Source organism: Bacillota bacterium, assembly GCA_024655925.1.
Taxonomy (GTDB): Bacteria; Bacillota; DTU025; order DTU025; family JANLFS01; genus JANLFS01.
Genome location: JANLFS010000226.1, coordinates 1 through 725 on the forward strand (window position 1 = coordinate 1; position 725 = coordinate 725).

2 protein-coding genes are annotated in these 725 nt (G+C 56.7%); both read left to right on the forward strand.

The features are described from left to right. Positions 1-117: 117 nt before the first annotated feature. Positions 118-453 (forward strand): sodium ion-translocating decarboxylase subunit beta, encoded by a 336-nt coding sequence (locus tag NUW23_16345; GenBank protein ID MCR4427717.1) that lies wholly within the window; start codon positions 118-120, stop codon positions 451-453. A 2-nt stretch (positions 454-455) separates the two neighbouring features. Beyond that, a partial coding sequence (locus NUW23_16350) for a hypothetical protein (protein MCR4427718.1) occupies positions 456-725 on the forward strand: 270 nt, incomplete at its 3' end.

Consider the following 725-nt stretch of genomic DNA (forward strand, 5'->3'; position numbering starts at 1 on the left):
CGTAGGCGAAGGGCAAAGCGTGAACTACGGCGACGTGTTGTTTGTGGTGAAAGGGTCAACGGAGAGAACGGATTACGGTGAAAACTGGGAAGTTAGCAGGCAAGAAAGAGGCGGCAAGTGAATTGGACATCGCTGCTCAATGAACTCCTGCAAGGGATCATCACCCTGGGCGTGGAATGGCCACGCATTATCATGATGATTGTCGGCGGCATCCTCATCTGGCTGGCTATTGCCAAAGAATACGAGCCGGTGCTGCTGCTACCCATCGGTGTGGGTTGCATCCTGGCCAACATTCCCCTGACGGGCATGAACATCGGGCAGCACCACGGTCTTTTCGATGTGCTCTACCAGGGCGGGATTGTCAACGAATTGTTCCTGAGATCCGGTCATAAATACTTTTCCTCGGCGGGGATATGGGGTAGAATAACCCCATCTCAACACGAGGAGGGGTAGCGATGGAGTGGCAAGTTGCTTGGACAGATCCTTTTACAGCGTACCTCAGCACCTTCTACGGTCTGATCGGTGACCTGCGCACTCAGGTGACCTTTACCGAGATCGTGCGCGGCATAATCAGCGCAGGTAGTCTGGTCTGTCAACGGATCGCGGCCCAGTCGGCGGTGCTGATGGCCGTCAAGGATGGTGCGCAGCGCTTGGTGCTTTCCCCCCTGGCGAAACGCACCACCCGCTGCGCACCATCCTTGACGGCCATCAGCACCGCCGACTGG